Annotated in this window: 18 protein-coding genes, 2 tRNA genes, 1 pseudogene and 1 riboswitch; of the genes and pseudogenes, 5 read left to right on the top strand and 16 right to left on the bottom strand. The window is 50.0% G+C overall.

The window, feature by feature from the left end:
• Window positions 1-214: 214 nt before the first annotated feature.
• From G598_RS0100470 to murI, 7 genes are all read right to left on the bottom strand, one after another.
• Complete coding sequence (locus tag G598_RS0100470) at window positions 215-700, bottom strand: metallophosphoesterase family protein (RefSeq protein WP_026765267.1); 486 nt, start codon at window positions 698-700, stop codon at window positions 215-217.
• Window positions 697-1,296: an XTP/dITP diphosphatase gene (locus G598_RS0100465; RefSeq protein ID WP_026765266.1), complete on the bottom strand. Its 600-nt coding sequence runs from the start codon at window positions 1,294-1,296 to the stop codon at window positions 697-699. Before G598_RS0100465 ends, G598_RS0100470 begins: the two co-directional genes overlap by 4 nt.
• 18 nt (window positions 1,297-1,314) lie before the next feature.
• On the bottom strand, window positions 1,315-2,061 hold the full coding sequence (gene rph, locus G598_RS0100460) for a ribonuclease PH (protein ID WP_026765265.1): 747 nt from the start codon (window positions 2,059-2,061) through the stop codon (window positions 1,315-1,317).
• Window positions 2,062-2,114: 53 nt separating this feature from the next.
• Entirely contained in the window at window positions 2,115-2,774 is a 660-nt protein-coding gene (locus tag G598_RS0100455; RefSeq protein WP_026765264.1) for a coenzyme F420-0:L-glutamate ligase, read from the bottom strand.
• Window positions 2,775-2,787: 13 nt separating this feature from the next.
• Complete coding sequence (locus G598_RS0100450) at window positions 2,788-3,339, bottom strand: hypothetical protein (RefSeq protein WP_026765263.1); 552 nt, start codon at window positions 3,337-3,339, stop codon at window positions 2,788-2,790.
• 26 nt (window positions 3,340-3,365) lie between these two features.
• Complete coding sequence (locus G598_RS0100445) at window positions 3,366-3,812, bottom strand: acyl-CoA thioesterase (RefSeq protein ID WP_026765262.1); 447 nt, start codon at window positions 3,810-3,812, stop codon at window positions 3,366-3,368.
• A 64-nt stretch (window positions 3,813-3,876) separates the two neighbouring features.
• Complete coding sequence (gene murI, locus G598_RS0100440; protein ID WP_026765261.1) at window positions 3,877-4,656, bottom strand: glutamate racemase; 780 nt, start codon at window positions 4,654-4,656, stop codon at window positions 3,877-3,879.
• Window positions 4,657-4,778: 122 nt separating this feature from the next.
• On the opposite strand from murI, the gene G598_RS0100435 reads away from it, so the two are divergent.
• Window positions 4,779-4,867, top strand: a tRNA-Ser gene (locus tag G598_RS0100435).
• A 3-nt stretch (window positions 4,868-4,870) separates the two neighbouring features.
• Window positions 4,871-4,961: transfer RNA gene (locus G598_RS0100430), tRNA-Ser, on the top strand.
• Between the two features lie 614 nt (window positions 4,962-5,575).
• Here the strand turns inward: G598_RS0100430 and G598_RS16570 are convergent.
• Window positions 5,576-8,944, bottom strand: a complete 3,369-nt coding sequence (locus G598_RS16570) for a DEAD/DEAH box helicase (protein WP_051179726.1) — start codon at window positions 8,942-8,944, stop codon at window positions 5,576-5,578.
• Between the two features lie 79 nt (window positions 8,945-9,023).
• Between G598_RS16570 and G598_RS0100420 the strand changes: the two genes are divergently transcribed.
• Both G598_RS0100420 and G598_RS0100415 read left to right on the top strand, forming a co-directional pair.
• A complete protein-coding gene (locus G598_RS0100420; protein WP_026765260.1) occupies window positions 9,024-10,085 on the top strand; it encodes a glycosyltransferase family 9 protein in 1,062 nt (353 codons plus the stop codon).
• A 6-nt stretch (window positions 10,086-10,091) separates the two neighbouring features.
• Entirely contained in the window at window positions 10,092-11,414 is a 1,323-nt protein-coding gene (locus G598_RS0100415; RefSeq protein ID WP_026765259.1) for a Na+/H+ antiporter NhaC family protein, read from the top strand.
• A 227-nt stretch (window positions 11,415-11,641) separates the two neighbouring features.
• Here the strand turns inward: G598_RS0100415 and G598_RS16565 are convergent, their stop codons facing one another.
• Window positions 11,642-12,196 carry a Uma2 family endonuclease gene (locus tag G598_RS16565; RefSeq protein ID WP_051179724.1) on the bottom strand — a complete coding sequence of 185 codons (555 nt, stop codon included), beginning with the start codon at window positions 12,194-12,196 and terminating at the stop codon, window positions 11,642-11,644.
• Window positions 12,197-12,327: 131 nt separating this feature from the next.
• Window positions 12,328-12,483 (bottom strand): annotated as a pseudogene (locus G598_RS18860) (flagellin); the annotation flags it as partial.
• Between the two features lie 8 nt (window positions 12,484-12,491).
• Here G598_RS18860 and G598_RS18855 point away from each other — a divergent pair.
• Window positions 12,492-12,692, top strand: coding sequence for a ribbon-helix-helix protein, CopG family (locus G598_RS18855; RefSeq protein WP_071837925.1), 201 nt, complete (start codon window positions 12,492-12,494; stop codon window positions 12,690-12,692).
• A gap of 315 nt (window positions 12,693-13,007) precedes the next feature.
• Here the strand turns inward: G598_RS18855 and G598_RS0100400 are convergent, their stop codons facing one another.
• From G598_RS0100400 to G598_RS0100370, 6 genes are all read right to left on the bottom strand, one after another.
• Window positions 13,008-13,943 carry an MOSC domain-containing protein gene (locus G598_RS0100400; protein ID WP_026765258.1) on the bottom strand — a complete coding sequence of 312 codons (936 nt, stop codon included), beginning with the start codon at window positions 13,941-13,943 and terminating at the stop codon, window positions 13,008-13,010.
• Window positions 13,944-13,949: 6 nt separating this feature from the next.
• Window positions 13,950-14,939: a GTP 3',8-cyclase MoaA gene (moaA, locus tag G598_RS0100395; RefSeq protein WP_026765257.1), complete on the bottom strand. Its 990-nt coding sequence runs from the start codon at window positions 14,937-14,939 to the stop codon at window positions 13,950-13,952.
• Between the two features lie 13 nt (window positions 14,940-14,952).
• The gene (locus G598_RS0100390; RefSeq protein WP_026765256.1) at window positions 14,953-16,164 is read right to left on the bottom strand and encodes a molybdopterin molybdotransferase MoeA; all 1,212 of its coding nucleotides are present in this window, start codon (window positions 16,162-16,164) and stop codon (window positions 14,953-14,955) included.
• Between the two features lie 13 nt (window positions 16,165-16,177).
• Window positions 16,178-17,209 carry a molybdopterin-binding protein gene (locus G598_RS0100385; protein ID WP_026765255.1) on the bottom strand — a complete coding sequence of 344 codons (1,032 nt, stop codon included), beginning with the start codon at window positions 17,207-17,209 and terminating at the stop codon, window positions 16,178-16,180.
• Window positions 17,210-17,342: 133 nt separating this feature from the next.
• Window positions 17,343-17,468: riboswitch (molybdenum cofactor riboswitch) on the bottom strand.
• A 60-nt stretch (window positions 17,469-17,528) separates the two neighbouring features.
• Entirely contained in the window at window positions 17,529-19,265 is a 1,737-nt protein-coding gene (locus G598_RS16560) for a polysaccharide deacetylase family protein (RefSeq protein WP_245582713.1), read from the bottom strand.
• A 22-nt stretch (window positions 19,266-19,287) separates the two neighbouring features.
• Window positions 19,288-20,325: a glycoside hydrolase family 18 protein gene (locus G598_RS0100370; RefSeq protein WP_051179722.1), complete on the bottom strand. Its 1,038-nt coding sequence runs from the start codon at window positions 20,323-20,325 to the stop codon at window positions 19,288-19,290.
• Window positions 20,326-20,331 lie beyond the last annotated feature (6 nt).

Genomic DNA, 20,331 nt, shown 5'->3' with positions numbered 1-20,331 from the left:
CCTATTGATTTTCAAGCATTCGGAAGCTGTGCCTGAGCCGCATAAATAGTGAATCGAATTCACTTTTATGTACCTTGGTTACCACTAATAGTGACTTCTATCACATCAATATTTATATTAGATATTCGCAAAAAAAATCCTGCTAAAAGCAGGACTTTTTTAGAAAAAAATATAAAACTTTTCCATTTGATAATGATTATAAAATTAAATTTGTTTATATTCTTATCAGCTTTACAAGGGGAGATTTCCCCGGCTGTAAATCCATCACCATAAACGAACCATTGGCTGCATCGCGTGGACGGGCAACGCTGCCAGGATTTACAATCAGTACATTATCGATAATCTCCTGCACCGCAACATGGGTATGTCCATATACAGCGATATCCGCTCCAACAGCCAGCGCCGCCTGCTGCAGGTTGTTCAAGCCAAAATTCACCCCGAACAAGTGTCCATGCGTCAATAAGATGGTATGTCCAGCGATATCGGCTGTTTCATAGTCGGGCAAATGGCCACCGGGCCAGTCGTTATTTCCAGCTACCCGAATGACCTCTTTGTCCGTTACCATAGCCAAATAATCGGCATCCATGGCAATGTCACCAGCAAAGAGCCACAGAGCCACTCCCTGTGCCTCCTTATGTGCCAGCATCGAATCTATAGCCTGATAACTGCCGTGGCTGTCACTGACAATGCCGATTTTCATGCCAGATGCTCCTCTAACTTCTGTGTCAATTTACGCAAAGCCCGCCCCCGATGGCTGATACGGGACTTTTCTTCCATAGTCAATTCAGCCATGGTACGCCCAGCATACTCGTTGGTGTAGAAATAGGGGTCATAACCAAAACCATTTTTCCCGCGGGGAATCTTCCTGACCACACCATCACAGCGCCCATCAGCAGTCAGTATCGTACCATCTGTATCCACAAAGCACAGGCTGCAACGGTAATTCGCCGGAGATTCTTCCACATCGGCAATACAGAGTTCTTCGAGCATCTTCTGATTGTTGGCCCAGTCTTCCGCATTATAACCGGCATAACGGGAGGAATAGACACCAGGGCGCCCGCCCAACACAGCCACTTCCAAACCGGAATCATCAGCCAGGCAGGCACAGCCAGTCTTATCCCGATAAAACTGTGCCTTAATGGCTGCATTTTCCGCAAAGGTTTCCCCATCTTCAATCGCATTCGGCAATGGCCCAAAATCCGACAAAGCCACCACTTCTACCGGCAGATGGGCAAAAGCATCTTTCAATTCCCGTACCTTGCCTGCATTTTTCGTGGCAATGACAATCTTCTTCATGTAAAAACTCCCCTAAAATCAACCAACACGGCCCACTAACCACACGAGCTGGCCGCCTAAAATATCCTTTTCATAGGAAATAAGTTCCTGACAGCCCTTTTCCCCCAAAGCCAACAGACGCGTGAGTTCCTGATGGTCAAAAGGCCGTCCCTCACCAGTCCCCTGCACTTCGACAAACTTGCCAAAGCCCGTCATGACCACGTTCATATCCACCATGGCCGTTGAGTCTTCCTCGTAACAGAGGTCAAGGATTGGTTCATTATCCTTATTTATGCCCACACTGATGGCAGCAAGAAAGTCCTTCACCGGAAAGACATTTCCCTTCTGATAAAAGGTCGAACACGCCTCCACTAATGCGACAAAAGCTCCCGTGATGGAAGCTGTACGCGTGCCGCCGTCGGCCTGAATCACATCGCAGTCAATCATGATGGTGCGTTCCCCTAAAGCCTTGGTATCCACCACGGAGCGCAAAGAACGGCCAATCAGCCGTTCGATTTCCTGCGTGCGGCCAGACTGCTTGCCCTTGACTGCCTCCCGCTGAGTGCGTGTACCAGTGGCACTTGGCAGCAGCGAATACTCTGCGGTAATCCAGCCTTCACCTGTGCCCTTCAAAAAGAAAGGCACTCGTTCTTCCACTGTTGCGGCGCAGATTACCTTGGTATTGCCCATCTCGATGAGCACAGACCCTGCAGGGTATTTTTGAAACTTGCGGTGAATTTTGCAGGGGCGCAGCTCGTCGGCAGCGCGATGCCTGAAACGCTCCATATCATCACTCCTAAAAAAGAGCCGTGAACTAGCACAGCTCTCCTTACAATCACTTATTTGCTTTCCTGATACTGCTTATAATTCTTGATAATGCAGATTGGCGTCTTCTGCGAAGCGTTGCCGAACGGATTATCAATGAGCAGGTTGCGGGCAATTTCGCCGTCTACCCCATCGGTAATACCGACCACGCGGCTGCGTTTGAGGTCATTAACGTCAGCAATCATCGCACCGAAGCAGCCCAGACGCTCTTTGATGCGTTTTACGACTTCGTACGGTTCACCCGGCCCATAAACGATACATTTATCAAACGGAGGCATCGTACCCGTAACATCATCAATCATGGCCGTTTCCTTGCCACCCCAAACGTAGAACATACCGCTCTTGCCAAAGATTTTAGCGATGAAGCCGGCAAACAGGGCAAAGGCTACCCGCCACTTGCCTTCTACGTCCATCAGGGACTGCATGCCATGCGGCGAAGCCAGCGAGCCGTAATCCGGGATAAAACGGCAGCAGAATTTCGCCAGGTCGGAGATTTCAAGATCCTCCGGACGCACGAAACGCCCCTGGGTGATAGCCACTACGGATTCCGCACAGCAGAGCAGATCGTTTTCCCCGATTTTATCTTTCGTGTAATGCTCGATGGCATCTACAATATCATCTTTTTCCGTTAAGATGCGCGTGGGCACCGGGATAAGTTTCATTTCTTCAGCCATATCTATGCCCTCCTTAATCCTTTACCAGCTGAACGCCAGCGAGTTTGGCGATTTCATCAGCCGTGATTTCAATACGCAGTTTCTTGTAATGCTGAACCGTACGGCCCGTTTCCTGCCAGATGAAGTCCACCGGCAGGTCAACCATGTGGGACAGCGCTTCATTAAGGCTCATGCCCTTGCGCGGCGTAAGCTTGATTTTGGCAAAGATGTTCAGGCTGTCTTCGCCGCCCTTGTAGCCCTTCTTCTGAATAATCACTGCTTCGAAGTAATCGTCCTCACGGACTTCGCCTTCACGTTCAGCTTTCGGACGCACTTCAATGCCATCATACTGCTCATAGGGCAGCTGGCTGCGGCAGATGGCATCCATAATGGTGGCACACTGTTTGCCTTCATTATAAAAGCGCAGTTTCTTGGAGAGCACCAGACTGTTCTCGTCCTTGGACTCCAGCTCCACCGGGCTGCTTGCATCTACCCGGATATCTTCCGTCCCCAAATAGGCCAAGAATAATTTCGTCATGCAAATCACAGCCAGGATAACTAATAACACTAAGGTTAAACAATCCACTATAATTCCTCCCTAAAATTCCCTGTTTATTTTTCTCTATTTTGCGCCTCTGCCACGGCTTTTTCCTTCGCCATCGCCGCCTGCAAACGCGTAAGATATTTTTCCGGCAGGCGGGTGATATGTCCGGTTTCCTTGCTGGTATAGACATTCTGTGATTTGCCGGTCACCAGCAGCTCTCCGGTATCCTTGCGCAAAATGCGATACTTAAAGCACATCTTCACCTTCGTAAGCGCCGTCGCCGTGGTTTCGATAATCAATTCATCATCAAACTTACCCGGCGAAACGTACTTGGCACTGATGTCCGTAATGGGGAACACATAGCCATCGTCCATCATTTCCGTAAGGGTAATACCGATGGAGCGCAAATAAGCCACCCGCCCGATTTCAAACCAGCGGATATAATTGGCATGGTGTACCACCGCCATAGCGTCCGTGTCGTAGAAGTTTACATGATGTTCAATATTTACTGGCATAAAAACCCTCCTTAACACTTTACGCACATTGTATAGACTAGAACAAAAGACCAGTAAAGTCAAGTCAAATCCGGTACATCTTTTCCAGCCGCGCAAGGCATTTTTGCAGTCGTTCCAATTCCATGGGGTCTGTCACCTGACGGCCGGAATAAAAATACGTTACCGACTGCGCGTTATGCTCCAACTGATTGCGTTCTTTAAGGCGGCGGATAAGTTCCCGCACAGTGCCTTCATTGCCGTCCACGAACTGCACATTCTCCGGCAGAATCTCCCGCAGGGTGTCCTTGAAATAATTAAAATGCGTACAGCCCAGCACCAGCGAAGAATACTTCGACAAATCAAAGGGCTGAAGCTGCTCCTGCAGATAATCCGTCACGGCCTGCGAGTTAAACTCCATACGCTCGGCAAAGGTCACCAATTCCGGCAGAGCCAGACGATCCACCAAATGGTCCTTATCCACCTTTTCAATCAAAAGTTCCATCTTGCGGCCTTTGACCGTAATCGGCGTCGCCGTCACCAGCACACGTTTCGTGCCGTCCATGTCCAGCGCTTTCTTGGCCGCCGGCTCCATGCCGATAATGGGCAAATCATAACGACGGCGCATCTCCGCTACCGCCACCGAGGTTGCCGTATTGCAGGCCACCACAATGGCCTTTACATCCTGCTTGAGCAGGAAATCAAAGGCCTCCCCCACAAACTTTTGCACCTGCGCGGTACTTTTCGTGCCATAAGGGACATTATCCTCATCGGCATAGAATATAAACTCCTCATGGGGCAGAACCTTCATGGCATGATGCAGAACCGAAAGTCCCCCCATACCGGAATCAAAAAAGGCAATTTTCAACGCCCTCAACTCCTGCACTTGCAAATTCTTACTTTAATATTTAGCAACGTATGATAGTATAGCGCAATCCCCGCCATTTGACAAGTTCACGGATAACCTGCTATAATATTACTGTTAATTACGGAGAGGTACTCAAGTGGTTGAAGAGTCCGGTCTTGAAAACCGGTAGGCTCGAAAGGGTGCGTGGGTTCGAATCCCACCCTCTCCGCCATATGGAGTGGTACTCAAGAGGCTGAAGAGGACGGTTTGCTAAATCGTTAGGCCGGGTAACTGGTGCGAGGGTTCGAATCCCTCCCACTCCGCCACTGTGAAATAACGAAGCTGCAACAAATTGTGAAAATATTTGTTGCAGCTTCTTTTCATTGGCAAGGGATAGAGGCAAAAAATCATGCATTTTCGGAACAAAAAATTTTCCAGCCAGCAGGATTTTGGCAAAAAATGGCGAACCTTTTCAAAAACAGGGTTTAGAGACCAGGAACCACGCGGCTTCTGAGCGTCACTGTTGACAGGCCTTTACTACCGCTTGCGGTATTGTAACCCCGAATAATCGAGGAACCCAATCATACGATTGAGGTTGACAAGCCTTTACTACCGCTTGCGGTATTGCAACAAGCTTATCTACTTCCTTATCAGATGGCTCGTTATAACGTTGACAGGCCTTTACTACCGCTTGCGGTATTGTAAAAGGGACTGCGAAATAATAGCCGCGCCCCTAACAGCAAAGGCGATTCGCTGACTCAGAAGAGACAGTGAATCGCCTTTTTGTGATTTTCTCCATTATAAAAGCCGTTGCCTGTGGTCTATCCACGGACAACGGCTACAGTTTGTATTTTTTCATAGGCAGAGCCCGTTGATGCGCGGATTCTTTAGGAAGCGATAGTAGGTGTTCTTGGAAAAGCCTTCGCAAACTTGTTCCAGCTTATTCTGCATGTAGATGCTGCCCATGCGAAAAGCGTTGGTCAGTCTGAAACAGCTCCCGAATCTCCTCATCCGTAAGTTTGGACAGGAAGTTTTCGCCCGGCTGTATCATCTGGTCTATTAATGATTTTTTCTTCTGTTGCAGTTCATAGATTTTTTCCTCAACCGTGCCTTTGGCCAGGAGCCTGATTACCTGCACATTATTTTTCTGCCCCAAACGATAGGCACGGTCAGTAGCCTGGTCTTCCACAGCAGGATTCCACCACGGGTCGAAGTGGATAACCATATCGGCGCCGGTGAGGTTTAGTCCTGTACCGCCCGCTTTCAGGGAAATCAAAAATACCGGCGTCGCGCCTTCATTAAAGGCCTTGACCAAGCGAATGCGCTCCAAGGACGGCGTAGAGCCATCCAAGTAATAATAGGCAATGCCCTGCTGTTTGAGCCGTTCGCCAATATGGGAAAGCATGGTGGTAAACTGGGAGAAAATCAAGATGCGATGCCCCCCCTCCACAGCATCGCTGACCACTTCTTCAAGCTGGTCGAGCTTGCCAGAACCACCTGTATACCCTTCGAGGAACATCGCCGGGTCGCAGGCAATCTGCCGCAGGCGCGTGAGAATGGCGAGTATTTTGATGCGGCTGTCATCTCCTGCCGCCATCTGCTGGGCAAATTCCTTCTGACTCTTGAGGAACCAGCCCTGATAGACTTTTTCCTGCTTGGGCGTCATGGAACTTACCAGCTTGCGCTCCACCTTGTCTGGCAGTTCCGTAAGCACGTCCTTTTTCATGCGCCGCAGGATAAAGGGCATGACATGGCGCTTGAGGTCTTTTAAGCTGCGCTCGTCCTGTTCCCGCACGATGGGCGTTTCATAGCGGTCTTTGAATTTTTTATGGGAAAGCAGATAGCCTGGCATCAAAAAGTCAAAAATCGACCAAAGTTCCGTCAGCGTATTTTCAATCGGCGTACCCGTCAGGGCGAAATAACCGCTGGTCTTGAGCTTTTTCACCGCCCGCGCGTTCTGCGTGATGGGATTTTTGATATGCTGAGCTTCATCAAGGAAAGCATAGCGGAAACGCCGTTTTTCATACATGGCAATATCGCGTTTTAACATATTATAGGTCGTAATCAGCACATCGAAGCTGGCATCGGCCTCCGCGAGAATCGTTTCCCGTTCGGCCTTTGTGCCTGCTACAGCTGCGGCTTTGAGTCCCGGCGCAAAGCGGCTTATCTCCTCTAGCCAGTTGTACATCAGCGAAGTGGGCGCAATAACGAGCGACGGAGGCTCCTGGTAATTCTGCTTGGAAAGCAGGAAGGCAATAACCTGCAGGGTTTTGCCCAAGCCCATATCATCTGCCAGTATCCCGCCCAAATGATAGGCGGAAAGATTCGACAGCCAGTTAAAGCCCGTCACCTGATAGTCACGCAGTACGCCTTTAAGGCTCTCCGGCACTTCTGCCGCACTTTCCTCCGGATGGCGGATATCGCGCACAATGGCACGAAACGCCCGGCTGCGCTCTAACCGCAGGGCCTCGTCTTCCCGCGCCAGTTCGTCCAGATACATGGCCTGACTCATGGGCAATTCCACCTTCATGCCATCAGCCTTGGCTTTGGCAATCCCCGTATTGTCCACGAAATCGGCAATAGCCTGCATCTGCTGGTCGCCCAGGGTGATAAACGTCTTATCCTTCAAGCGGTGATAGCGCCGTTTCTGCCGATAGGAGTCGAGGATTTCCATGAGTTCATTGAAGTCCAAATCCTTGGCATTAAAACTGACTTCAAGCAGGTTCGAATCGTTGACACTGACCCCTGCCGTCACCTTGGGCATGGAACGCACTGGGCGATTGGCAAAGGCATCGGAATAGAAAACATCAACCCAGTCGGGCAGGTTCGGCAGTTCCTCGGTCAAAAATTCGTAGCTGCGCTCTTCATCCCGCTGTACCAGCTGGTCACGCTTTTTGCCGAAACCATAATGCATCAGCCGCATGATGATTTCCTGCTCCTTATTCTCGTCCCGCACCAATTTGCGGCCATCCCGCAAAGGCGGCTCTGCTTCCACGAGCGGATTGAATACCGCATCCCCATAGGCGAACTTGGGCCGCACTGCAATGCCGTCCCCTTCGTAGTCAATATAGAGTTCTGCCGACAAGGGGTGCACCACATATTCTTCCATAAATTTCGGTGCGATTTTCACCTCTGCCGCTTTTTCCATCTGCGGCAGAACCTTGCCAAAGAACGCCGCCATATCCTGCGGCCGGATTTTTACCGAATCGGCCGCCTCAAAGGTGCGCAGCAGCGGCTTTAAGCCCTGGGCAAATTTTTTCTCCGTCTGGAAAATCCGCCCCTCCTGATAGATAAAACGGCACTCGTCATCCAGGGGAACCATATCGGTTTCCTGCACCACCAGTTCACCGCTGCCCTTATTTTCCCGAAGCTCCAGTTCGATATGCGGATTGCCCGGCACCGCCCGCACAGTTTCCGTTTCTGCCCCGTTCAGGCGCAATTCAAAGGGGCTGTCGCCCATGATTTCCAAAAACTCAGCAAAGGCATCTTCGGACAGGCGGAACTGCTTTTGGTCAAAGAGATAGGAATGGTAGCTCATATAATAGTAACGATTGGTCGAACCGGCCGCAAACATGCCCTGCTCGGCACGGAAGTATTTTTTCAGCAGCGCATAGATTTTGGCCGACTGTTCATCGCCCCAACGCACCTGAGCAAGGTTTACCACATTCCTCGTGCCCAGCTGCCAATCCTTGCCGTTTTCCATGGACTCGACAAAGGAACCGGCATTTTTCACCACATAGAGTTTATCTAAGCCAAAACGGAATTCCAGCCACCTTTTGTAGCTGCCATAGTATTCATCAATGAACAGACGCGGCTCCAAATGACCGAACTGGGCCGCACCAATGCTGTACGATACCTTGTCTGCCTGCGCCGCTTCCTGAAAAAAAGAAAACATTCGCTGACTGGCCAGGCTTTGTTCCTGCTCTTTTTTCCTTTGCGTATGTTCCAGCAGGTCGCGGGCGGTAGAGATGCCCAAGCGGGCAAAATTATCTTTTATCTTGCCCCCCGTGACTTTATTCAGCTCCTGCTCATCCTGAATGGCCATAAGTGTTGCCACCACATGCTTGCAAGCCCCCAAATACTGCGCTGCTGCCGGGCAGTCACAGCTATAGCCCTCCACATTGTTGCCGCTTTTGTCGAGCCGCACTTCTACTTCATAGGGTTCCGTTCCCATAACCACGGCACTCCAGCGCGTCTGCGCTTCATTCAAGGCCGCAAGGTCTTCCACCTCGCCCGCCCGATAGTAATTGCGCCCCCGCTTATACACCGTATCGCTGGCCAGCGATTTTATCGTAATATCCTTTAACATTTTGGACAATCTCCCGTTACTATGCTAATATAAGTCTATCATTTTATTGTACTATGAACGAAAGGCAAAACCAATATTTATGGAAAATAAACTTCCGCAAAAAATTCTTATTCTGCGGCTCTCCGCCATTGGGGATGTACTCCACGCCACCCCTGTGGCACGGGAATTGAAAAAACTTCAGCCAAACGCGCACATCACCTGGCTGGTCAGCCCGCCGGCAGATAAACTATTGGCAGAAAATCCTCATATTGACGAAGTTCTCGTCTGGGACAGACGCCCGCTGGACAAAGCCTTTGCCCACTTTGACCTGCCCGCAGCTTACCGCGAACTGAAAAAAGCCCGCGCTCTATTGAAGGCGCGGCACTTTGATTTGGTACTGGATATTCAGGGGTTGTTCCTGACCGGAATTCTGGCACGGCTTTCCGGTGCCAAGCGCCGTATCGGCATTCACGAACGCCACGAAGGCAATCCCCTCTTTATGAGCGAAATGGCCCCCAATATCGAAAGTTCCCACAAGGTACACCGCTATTTGAGCGCCCTGCTGCCCTTAGGCTTTGAACTGTCATCCTTCAAACCGGGACTGACGCTGAATCTGCCCGAAAGCCTGCAGGACTTTGCCGAAAATTTTTGGCAGGAACATGATATCGACCAGCAGCAGCCGCTTTTAATGGTCACGATCCGCACCACCTGGCCGGACAAAAACTGGGAACCGGAAAACTTCGGCCAGGCGCTAAGCAGCCTGCCGCCCCATGTACAGGTCGTCTTCTGCGGTTCTCCCAGCGATGAAGTTTTCATAAAGAAAGCACAGGCCAAGATGAACCGTCCCAGCCTGTCCATTGCCGGACAGACGAGTCTTTTGGAACTGGCCGCCCTCTTAAAAACAGCTGACCTGCTGCTCTCCTGTGACACCGGCCCCTTGCATATCGCCGATGCCATTGGCTGCAGGACGCTATCTCTTTGGGGGCCAACCCAACCGGATGTTTACGGCCCGCTGACAGCAGGACACGAATTCGTCATCAGTCCGCACGACTGCAGACGCTGTCTCAAAACAAAATGTCAGTATAAAACCAATGCCTGCATGAACGCCATCACGCCGGAAATGGTCGCCAGCAAATTAAAGGATATTTTGGATAAAGGATGATTTTTCGTGAAACAATATGATAACCCGCCCAAGGCGCGGGCAGCGGCCCTGCTGCCCATTCTTGTCTTCCTGGTATTGTATCTGGGAGCAGGCATATGGTATGAATACATCGCCCCGATAGAGGGACAGATGGGCTTCTATGTGATGTCGGTAGTCGTAGCCTTCGGGCTGGCGCTGATTGTCGCCTTCTTTCAGAACCGCAAGCGTGATTTTCTCGGCAATATCGAGCTTTGTGCCAAAAACATCGGTGATGTGAACATCACCATTATGTTGTTCATCTTCCTGATGGCCGGTGCCTTTGGCGGCATTGCCAAAGCAGCGGGCGGGGTTGAGAGTACCGCCCATCTGCTCCTGAATTTCGTGCCCGGTACCTTTGCTGTCCCCGGACTTTTTCTGATTGCCTGCCTGATTTCCATGTCCATGGGTACCAGCGTTGGCACCATTACCGTACTGGTACCGATTGCCGCTTCGGTTGCCGCCAGCGCCGGCTTCAGCCTGCCGCTTACGGTTGGCACGGTGGTCGGCGGCGCCATGTTTGGCGATAACCTTTCCTTTATCTCCGACACCACCATTGCCGCTACCCGCACGCAGGGAACGCGCATGCAGGATAAATTCTATGCCAATCTCAAAATTGCCCTGCCTGCGGCCCTGGCGACCCTGGCCCTGCTCTTTGTCATGGCCTTCCAATCTGCAGCAGTTGATTTGGGCACCTTTGATTATTCCCTGCTGCTGGCCCTGCCTTACTTCATCGTCTTAATCATGGCCCTTATCGGCATCAATGTATTCTGCGTACTCGGAACAGGCATTATATTGTTTTTCGCCTTCGGCATCGCCGCCGGCACCACGACACTATCCACAGCCTTCTCCGCCATGGGCGCGGGAACGAACGGCATGTTTGAAACCATGATTGTCACCATTCTTGCGGCCTCCATCAGTGCGATTATGCGGGACGGCGGCGGCTTTGAAGCCCTGCTGAACTTCGTCCGCCGTTATTTCAAAGGCACCCGCGGTGGCCGTTTGGGCATCGGCCTGATGACCATCCTCATGGATATTGCCACGGCCAACAACACCGTTGCCATCGTCGTTGCCGGCCCCATCGCCAAAACCATCAGCGAAGAATACGACATCGAGCCAAGGGACAGCGCCTCACTTTTGGACACCTTCTCCTGTATCGCCCAAGGGATTATCCCCTACGGCGCACAGCTGCTCATCGCTTCCGCACTGGCCGGCATCACCAGCCTGAGCATTATCCCCTGCCTGTTCTACCCCTTCTTTTTAGCCTGCGCCGTTCTTCTATCCATCATGTTAACGGGAAAACAAACGCAATAACCAAAGACCGCTTTTCATCTGTCGGAATTACGAACAGGAAAAGCGGTCTTTTTACGTTATTCACTTTGTACACAGAAAACTGTGGATTAATGTGGATAACTTGCTTGTTTTGACACAGGTTATCCACAGAATCCACAGGGTTATCTACAAGCCATTTGTGGATAACCCTGTCAAGTCACAATTTTATCCATTCAATAAAATTTTTGCTGTTTCCTCAGCGGTAATTCTTAGACATCAGCAAAGATACGTTTGACGGGAATTTCCAAATCATCATAAAGAGACACCTTCAACGATAACTTTGCCTCCTGTCTGTCCCTTGCCGTCAAGCCTTCCCAATCCTCCTGTGAATAATCATAATAAACATCATCCAATTCAAATACACCATCACGAAGATGATATACTTCCACCGAACGGTCGACCGGATTGATTATCCAATATTCCTTCACCCCAAAACGCTCATAGGCTTTCTTTTTTACCCCGATATCCCGTTTCTTCGTACTGGCAGACAAAATCTCAATCACCAAATCAGGCGCCCCTTCAATATAATTGGGCTTTATCTGCGATGGCTCACATACCACCATCAAATCCGGAATAAAATGATTTTCCTCATCTAAGAATACATATATCTCTCCAAACATGCGGCAACGCTTACCATAAAGATAGTTTCCTATTACGAGATGAAGATTATGCGCTATCGTGTTGTGCCCTGTTCCAGCCGGGGCCATCATCACAATTTGCCCTGCAATCAATTCTTCCTTAGTATCAATCATCTCTGCCAACATGTTATACCACCTCCACCAGAGTCTACAGCTTCATTTATCATCAGTATAACATATATGCAAACAATAATTAATAGACAAAAACACTTCTGCAAGACCTGTTATTGCAGAAGTGTTTTTGTCCTTTTCGTTTGTTACTGAAGCAACGACAGCACCTGACTGCCATTTTGATTCGCCTGTGCCAGCATGGCCTGTGATGATTGCGTCAGAATATTATACTTCACATACCCCATCATTTCTTTAGCCATGTCTGCATCTCGAATAACCGATTCAGAAGCCTGTGTATTTTCTTTATAACATGAGTAGCAAGCTTCTCATCACAAAGAAACTGCGTGGCGATGATGGCTACCGGGTCTTCTCCGTAAGATTAAAAACCGATACCTTGGAACGAATTAACGCACTAGCAGAGGACACGGGACGTACACGCAACGAATTAATTGGTATGCTTTTGGATTTCGCACTGGAACACAGCGAAGTCGTTGGCGAACAACATAATTAAATGCCAAAAGAACCGTCACAGCTTATGACGGTTCTTTTGGCATTCAATTTTTCAGTTGATTATCAGGCACCATAACAAGCTGATATAAACCACATACATATCGCACAAAGCCGCGGTGGCTGGTGATGTTTTTCCGTAGCTTTTGACAAGCCTGTCTATGGCGAAGGAAAAATATTACCAGCCACCGCGGCGCCTTTGCATATAGCTGTAATGCACGCACTAAGCCCGCGGGACTGGCTGTATGTTTCCGTAGCGTTTGACAAGCCTGTCTAAGCGAAAGAAACATATTGCCAGTCCCGCGGGCGCCTTAGTATATCATTGTAACCGCCCGCACTCTCCCGTTTCTCCCCGCAGAATATCAATCCCATGTTTGAGTAGCGGCAAAATAAAGCCCAAACATTCTTCTACGGCCTTTTTGCTGCCGGGCAGGTTCACAATCAGGCTGCGGCGGCAAATGCCTGCCTGGGCACGGCTGAGCATGGCTCTGTCGGTGATTTTCAGCGACATGGCCCGCATGGCTTCAGGAATGCCGGGGGCCAAGCGCTCACAGACCGCCAGCGTGGCTTCGGGTGTAATGTCGCGCGGGGAAAAGCCTGTACCACCAGTGGTGGCGATAAGCGCTATGCCGCGTTCAGCCAATTCCAGCAGCTTATTTTCCAACTGTTCCTGCTCATCGGGCAGGATTATTTTTTCGACTACAGTGTAACCGCCCACCGTAAGGATTTCCGCCACCTTTGCGCCGCTTTCATCTACACGCTCACCACGGCTGCCCTTGTCGCTGGCTGTGATGACTGCCGCTTCAAGCGGCATTTTTTCTCCATTGGGGACAAGTTCCAATTCGTCCCCCACTTTGACTTCGCCGCCATGCAGCACCCGGCCAAAAATCCCTTCGCGGGGCATAATGCAATCACCTACCTGCTGACGAATGGCACAGCCCTTGTGACACTCCTTGCCAATCTGGGTGATTTCAAACCAGACTTCGCCAACTCGCAGCCGAGTGCCAACAGGCAGTTCCTTAAAGCGAAAGCCCTCAGCCACAATATTTTCGCCAAAGGCACCAAACTCCACCTTTACACCTAACTTACGAAAATCCTCTATCTCCTGCAGGCCTAAAAAACTCACCTGCCGATGCCATTTGCCAGCATGAGCATCGCCTTTAATGCCCCATTCTGTGACAAAAACCACTTTATCCTGCTGGGTTTTGAGCGTCCCTTTTTTCTCGCTGGTGCACAGTGCATGAATCTTCCCCATCAAAAATTAACCTCCCACTTGATACATGGCGCGGCTGTCCCGCGCTGTATTTTGACTGTCCTTGAATAAATGTTCTGCCGGCTTGCGGAAAATGGCCTGCCGCAATGCCAGTTTCAGATTATCGTCACTGATGCCCTGCCGAAGCAACGCCCGCAGATCCAGTCCGTTTTTCTGATTCAGACAAAGTTTCAAAAAGCCTTCCGCCGTCAACCGCACACGATTGCAGTCAGCGCAGAATTTATGCTCCATTGCGTCAATGAAACCAACCTGCCCCGCAAATCCGGCAAGCCGATAATACTCGGCAGGCCCCTGCAACGCATCCTGCTTATTTCGCACAGGGCGCAGCCTGCCATAGGCTTTTTCCAGCCGTCTCTGCACGTCTGCCATAAGCACGCCCCGATACCCCGATGCATAAGCACAGCCTATGGGCATAAGCTCGATAAACCGCACCTTAACGGGATATGCTTTAGCCAGTGCCGCAAGCGCCGGAATTTCACCATCATTGACCTCATATATGGGCACACAGTTGAACTTGATGTTCTCCATGCCCAAGGACAGCATCTTTGCTGCACCGGCCTGCACCTGCGTAAACAATGGACGGCGGGTGATTTCCGTAAAAGTCTCTGCCCGCAAGGTATCCAGGCTGATGTTCAGCCCTGTAAGTCCTGCACGCATCAAATCCTCGCCCAACTCCGAAAGCAATACGCCATTGGTGGTCAACGCCACCTGTTCAATGCCGGGAATCTGCCGCAGAGCAAAAATCAGTTCAGCAATATCGCGCCTGACCAAGGGTTCGCCCCCGGTCAGGCGTACTTTTTTCACCCCCAAAGCAGCCATTCCCTGCACAATGCGCAGGATTTCCGTAAAGGTCAGAATATCTTCATGACGCATTTTTTCTACGCCCAATTCCGGCATGCAATAGCGGCACCGCAGATTGCAGCGGTCCGTGAGCGAGATGCGCACATATTCAATTTTTCTCTCATATTGGTCTTGCATAAAATCCAATCCTTTACTTCACACGATACAGGCGCACAATGTCCACTTCTGTTTCCTTCGCCAGTTTCCCCGTACCTGCCGGAATATCCACAAAGGCATTGCAGCCTACCATAGAAAAAAGGCTCCCGGAAGCATGCTGTTCCGGCAAACGCACCTTGCCATTTTCATAGTACCCCCGAATAAAACGCCGCCCCTTGCTCTCCTTGGGGAAATCATCCGTCAGCACCGCCTGCGTACGCTGGGGCAGAATCTTATCGTTGCCACTGATATGCGAAAGAACCGGCACAGCAAGAAGTTCGAAAGTAGCATAAGCAGCAAAGGGATTGCCCGACAGGGCGATACCCAAAGTTTCGCCCATAGTATAGGCCAGTGCCGGCCCCCCGGGTTTCATGGACACGCGCCAGAAAAGACGCTTGCCTACATTTTCTACCACGCCATGCATGATATCCTTTTTCCCTACCGATACGCCTCCTGTAGTCAGGAACACATCTACCCGGTCACGATACCCCTGAATAACCTTAGCTGCCGCCTCTACATCATCAGGCAGGATACCTACCACTTCCGGAGCAAAGCCCAACTCCTGCAAACGACTGGCCAAAAGATAAAGATTGCTGTTGTATATCTTGCCGGGAGCAAGGGGCTGGCCAGGCTGCAATAACTCATCACCCGTGCTGGCAATGGCAATGCGCACATTGCCCAAAACCCTGACTGTGGCAAAGCCCATGCTGGCCAGTACGCCGATATGCGCTGCCGTAAGCTTCGTACCTTTTTTCGCCAGTTTCGTCCCCTGTTTGATGTCCTCACCGGCATAGCAGAAATTCGTATACGGTTCAAGGCTGAAGGGAACCGTGAGTGTATCGCCGTCCACAGTCACATCTTCCTGCCGCACCACACAGTTGCAGCCTTTGGGAATGGCGCCGCCCGTCATAATCCGCAGGGCACAGCCAGCCGGCACAGGCTGGTCAAAGAAATCTCCCGCACACTCCTCGCCGATAATCTTGAACTGAGCAGGCTTATCCGCCCCATGCCCCGCCGTTTCCTCTGCTGCAAAGGTATATCCGTCCAAAGGTGAACGGTCAAAGGGAGGATTGTCAAAAGCGGCTATATAATCTTCAGCCAGAATCCGGCCCAGTGCCGAAATCAGCGGCACCTCCTCTACTGCGGTTACCCGCTGGCAATGCGCCAGCAAAAGATCCACAGCTTTTTCCAAAGATAGGTCTTGCATATGTCGTCCCTCCTTAATGCTGAAATCCACAAGCCGGATAATGACAGACCTTGCAGTTCATGCAAAGTCCCCCTATGCCAAAATGGCGTATTTCCTTGCGCGTCAGTTTTTCCCCCGTAATTATACGAGGCAGAATCAAATCAAATATCGTACGTCCCGCATACATCACACAGCCGGGCAGGCCCATAACCGGAATTTCCTTATCGCCTTTTTGCACATACCCCAGCAGGAACATAGCCCCCGGCAGGGTCGGTGCCCCATAGGTTATAATCTGCGCGCCGGCATCCCGAATGGCCGCCGGCGTCCGGTCATCCGGGTCCACACTCATACCACCGGTGCAAATAACCATATCCATGCCCAGACCTATAAGTTCTTCAATCTGCTTTTGCGTGTGCTCCGCCACATCATCGGACAAACGGTGCTCATTGATGGTCAGGCCAAAAGCGTTTAACTTGTTCTCGATTACCGGCGTAAAGGTATCTTCGATACGGCCCAAAAACACCTCTGTACCCGTAGTGACCACGCCTACCTTGAGATTTTGCCGATAAGGACGCAGACGCAGCAACGGCTGGCTGCCAGCCACCGTTTTCACCTGCTCCATCTTGTCCTTTTTGATGACCAAAGGGATAACCCGCATACCTGCCAGTTTCTGTCCCGCCTTGACCGGCATATTCTGGGGCAGGGTGGCAATGGTCACATCATCCAGTTCATTTACCGCATCAAAGCGGCTCTCGTCCACCTGAAATATGCCGTCAACCGTCGCCGTTAACTCAATCTTCCCCTCCTTAGGTTCTGATGCCGTCATATATTCATTCTGACAAAGCTGCCGCAGGATTTCGGCCGCATCATTTTCATGAAGCACCGTATCATCGTTTTCCCAAACATAAATATGGTCCTTGCCCATGGACAGCAAAACCGGCACATCTTCTGCCTGAATCACATGTCCCTTGCGGAAGCGGGCGTCCTTGGTAACCCCCTTTATAATCTGCGTTAAATCATGACAGAGAATCTGCCCCACCGCATCTTCAGTGCGCATTTCTTTCATAAACTAAACTCTCCCTCAATAAAAAAGACTATCCTTTCCATACGAAAAGGATAGTCTTCACCTGGTGTACTGTCATCTACATCTGCAGGAATCGCAGATATGCAGCCAACTGCGCCGGCAGTTGGCATAGCCACCACTATCAAAATATACCCCTTTTCAAAATGGAAGGTCCTGCCGTTTCCAGCAGGGCCCCGGCGCAATATCATAGCCACACAAAATCATAAACCTTAGATATTTTTGCTCGGAGTTTTATTCGGTTGCTCTTAATGCATATTATACACTATTTTGTTTTTTTTTGCTTGTGATTTTTACTGCAGTCTTATTGGTCCTGTTTTTTCATAGGCTGTCTTTGGTCATAACCATCAATAAGATAGTCCCCCAACAGTCCCACCTTAAATTTTCCCGGATGTCCTTCCGGCAGCTTGTCATTTGCTGTGAGGAGTATATCCAAAGCCTCCGGTGTACGCTGGGCCGTCGCACTCATATGCATGATGAGAATCGCCCCCTGACGAACCTTGCCTTTTTCGTCATGTACGATATGATTCATAATGCCCACCAAGGACTGCATCGATACTGCCCCATAATCCTCTGTACTGCCATAGCCATTGACAATGTATGTAAAACCTGCATTGAGTATCGTCTTTACGCCCATACGGCTGACCGCCAGCGTCGGCGGACGAAGCAGTCTGGTAAGCGCCGGACGCCCATTAGCCAGCCGCATATCCCCCACCACCGAAAGCAATTTGGGATAGGAAGACGTCACATCTTCACGGTATTCTTCTTCCGATTCCACAGGAATCTGCCGGCCGCGCTTATCCTGTACCGTCATGGCAACATGATTATTGGTATGACTGCCGATTTCATTGCCATCTATGGCAATCGCCCGTAACAGATTCGGATTGTTCAGCATATTGCGCGTGATGATAAAAAATGTCCCATGAACATTGTGTTTGCGCAATACATACAAAATCTTATTGATGGAATCATCATTGCCCCAGTCATCAAAAGTCAGAAACACCGTTTGCGGCGGAGCTGTTTTAACCAGTCCCGTCTTATCCGCACGGGTCATCTCCTCGCGGGAAAAGCCCAACATTCTATCGTTGGCACTGACTTCCGGTGCCCCAATATAACGGCTGTAAAAAGCGCTGGAGAAATTTTCATCGGTCACCCAATTATTGCCATATTCCGGCTGCATTTCTATCGGCAAATCATCTTGGTTCACCGGATAGCTGTAATGAAAATCGCTGTTTCCAGCCACATCTGCCAGAGATGCTGTATGGTAAACCGAATCATTACACTTCTTCGGCTCTCCCTTATCATCCGTTTTATAGCCAATATTATCTATTTTCTTCTGCTTGATTTCTTTAAGCATTTCCGCAGCCAGAACATCATTGGTATAAAAATCTGTGCGCATATAGACTATTTCTCCCCTGTTCAGAGAAGTTGTCCATTTGCCAAAAATCTGCGGCATTACTTCCTGCGGATTTTGCGCATCCTTATGCTTGGACTGAACGACATTCAGCCCCTGCCCGACCAAGGTACAGCCCATAGCCGAAATGGCTTCTTCCATAGCCGCTCTGTCCCCGCCGCTGGTCATAATGCGGACAAATTTGCTCTTTGCACCATAGCGTTCCTGCAACGCTTTATCGAGCCTTTGGATTTGCGCACAATAATCAGCAAAGGTCCCCGTTTTTGTCGGCGTTAATCCCATAGCAAAGTCCTGACCATAAGCTTTTATCAGCTGCAGATTATCACCATTACGCTGTAATTCCCGCTCCGTTACAAAGAACGTTCCCCGCAAATGTTCCTGAGCCATATAGCTCAGGATATTTTGCAGCGGCACCTTCTTGGACAGACCGCCAAAAGTCAGGATAACGGCTTTTTCGGTAGTGGGCAAATAACGCTTTGCCTCCGCCAAATGCCCGGCATTTTGCAGCCTTAACTGTTCAAAATCTGTCGCTGCACAGTACGTTGGATAAGCAAGCAATGCTGTGCTGAAAAAAACGGCTGCTGCCCCCTTACGCAGGTAACTGCTCAACTTTTGCAATCCCATCATATCGTCAGATTCCTTTCATTCCTTACCGGTTTTTAACCGCCTTGATGTCGGTATTGCCTCCCAGGCGCCACAAACTGATTCGTTCAATACCATTGTCGGCAGCAAGTTTTATCCAGGCATTTATGGTTTCGCTGTCAGCATACCATAACTCATAATGATGCCCATTTTCCTCATATTGACAATGCAGCGCAGCACTTTCGGCATCACGTTCAGGCGTGAGACTATGCTTTTGCACCAAAGCAGCTGCCTCATCTTCATCGACAAAACGAACAGGGCCTTTCTTAAGTCCCAAAAAACCATAATCTTCCCACAAACAGCCGCCAGTAGCAAAGGCTGCACTTTTCCGTCCGGGAATAGCCGCCATTTTCCCGATAGTCTTTTGAATAAACGCTACATCCGCCTTAGCTCCCGGCCCACTATGCTTGCCATGAAGATTATAAAACATGACCACATACTCAGGCCCCTTGCAAAGCCCTGCATCCATAGGCATCCCTGGTTCTAAGACAATACGCAGGTCTAAGTTTTCTTTTATACAAGCCATAGACAATTTATAAGTAAATGACAAATAATCCTGCAGAAGTTCCTTATCCTTAAAAAAGGCTTCGTAGTCCAATTCTATGCCGGTACATTCGAGCTCTTTGGTTGCAGCCAACATTTCCTGAACACATTCCTCTTTGCGTTCATCATTGATGAACAGTCTTTTGAGTAAATCCCTATCCTTGGGATTTTGCCGTCCTTCTTTGTCCTGCCAGTCATTGGTTATCGTGAGATACCGCTGCTTATGCCCTTCCTTGCGGGCAAAGTCCGCGATTTCCTTAGTTTCTGCTGGTATGAACAACTTATCTTCGCTATCGTAATAAGCCATAAAACAGCCAATACTGGATAATTGATTTTTGAACTGACGGTACTCGGCAAGGCCCTTATCCTTGTCCCATGATGCGACCCATGAGGATAATTCCACCGGAGCATGACTGCCGCTTTGCAATACAGCTCCTTGAGCACAGCCTGTTAAGAAAAACACCGACAGCCCCCATGCGACTAAAGAAAGATATCGCTTCATCTTAAC

The sequence above is a fragment of the Selenomonas ruminantium subsp. ruminantium ATCC 12561 genome (assembly GCF_000424065.1).
In the GTDB taxonomy this organism is placed as follows: domain Bacteria; phylum Bacillota; class Negativicutes; order Selenomonadales; family Selenomonadaceae; genus Selenomonas_A; species Selenomonas_A ruminantium.
The sequence above is the reverse complement of the archived record's forward strand: the minus strand, read 5'-3'. Positions and strand labels throughout refer to the sequence as shown.

Excerpts from the sequence above, each read along its gene's own strand:
- G598_RS0100470 (WP_026765267.1), bottom strand. The coding sequence starts at position 700 with ATGAAAATCGGCATTGTCAGTGACAGCCACGGCAGTTATCAGGCTATA.
- G598_RS0100465 (WP_026765266.1), bottom strand. The coding sequence starts at position 1,296 with ATGAAGAAGATTGTCATTGCCACGAAAAATGCAGGCAAGGTACGGGAA.
- rph (WP_026765265.1), bottom strand. The coding sequence starts at position 2,061 with ATGGAGCGTTTCAGGCATCGCGCTGCCGACGAGCTGCGCCCCTGCAAA.
- G598_RS0100455 (WP_026765264.1), bottom strand. The coding sequence starts at position 2,774 with ATGGCTGAAGAAATGAAACTTATCCCGGTGCCCACGCGCATCTTAACG.
- G598_RS0100445 (WP_026765262.1), bottom strand. The coding sequence starts at position 3,812 with ATGCCAGTAAATATTGAACATCATGTAAACTTCTACGACACGGACGCT.
- G598_RS16570 (WP_051179726.1), bottom strand. The coding sequence starts at position 8,944 with ATGTTAAAGGATATTACGATAAAATCGCTGGCCAGCGATACGGTGTAT.
- G598_RS0100420 (WP_026765260.1), top strand. The coding sequence starts at position 9,024 with ATGGAAAATAAACTTCCGCAAAAAATTCTTATTCTGCGGCTCTCCGCC.
- G598_RS16565 (WP_051179724.1), bottom strand. The coding sequence starts at position 12,196 with ATGTTGGCAGAGATGATTGATACTAAGGAAGAATTGATTGCAGGGCAA.
- G598_RS18855 (WP_071837925.1), top strand. The coding sequence starts at position 12,492 with ATGAGTAGCAAGCTTCTCATCACAAAGAAACTGCGTGGCGATGATGGC.
- G598_RS0100400 (WP_026765258.1), bottom strand. The coding sequence starts at position 13,943 with ATGGGGAAGATTCATGCACTGTGCACCAGCGAGAAAAAAGGGACGCTC.
- moaA (WP_026765257.1), bottom strand. The coding sequence starts at position 14,939 with ATGCAAGACCAATATGAGAGAAAAATTGAATATGTGCGCATCTCGCTC.
- G598_RS0100390 (WP_026765256.1), bottom strand. The coding sequence starts at position 16,164 with ATGCAAGACCTATCTTTGGAAAAAGCTGTGGATCTTTTGCTGGCGCAT.
- G598_RS0100385 (WP_026765255.1), bottom strand. The coding sequence starts at position 17,209 with ATGAAAGAAATGCGCACTGAAGATGCGGTGGGGCAGATTCTCTGTCAT.
- G598_RS16560 (WP_245582713.1), bottom strand. The coding sequence starts at position 19,265 with ATGATGGGATTGCAAAAGTTGAGCAGTTACCTGCGTAAGGGGGCAGCA.
- G598_RS0100370 (WP_051179722.1), bottom strand. The coding sequence starts at position 20,325 with ATGAAGCGATATCTTTCTTTAGTCGCATGGGGGCTGTCGGTGTTTTTC.